The sequence below is a fragment of the Pseudomonas sp. 2822-15 genome, assembly GCF_002742515.1.
Taxonomy (GTDB): Bacteria; Pseudomonadota; Gammaproteobacteria; order Pseudomonadales; family Pseudomonadaceae; genus Aquipseudomonas; species Aquipseudomonas salomonii.
This window is the reverse complement of the sequence record NZ_LJRY01000322.1, coordinates 1-266: the sequence shown is the minus strand read 5'-3', so window position 1 is coordinate 266 and position 266 is coordinate 1. Positions and strand designations below refer to the sequence as shown.

The 266-nt window shown below is 37.6% G+C and carries 1 protein-coding gene; it reads right to left on the bottom strand.

Annotation, left to right across the window (positions count from 1 at the left end):
- A partial coding sequence (locus AOA59_RS28225) for an ABC transporter permease subunit (protein WP_143522838.1) occupies positions 1 to 266 on the bottom strand: 266 nt, incomplete at both ends.

Genomic DNA, 266 nt, shown 5'->3' with positions numbered 1-266 from the left:
TGCTGTTCCAAGTGTAATCACAGGAAGTATAACTTGTTGTGGCGTTCCCCATCCAGTAGGAGGGAGCCAACCTAGGTTTATTGAGAACCATTGCATTAACATTAAACCTAGCCAGAAGTTCGGCATGGATAAACCGAATAATGCAACTAACATAATGATGATATCTGATTTTGAGTATCTTCGAACAGCTGATATGATACCAGCAATTATTCCGATAAATATACTTAAAATCGTACTGTATATAGCAAGTTCTAATGTTACCCAGA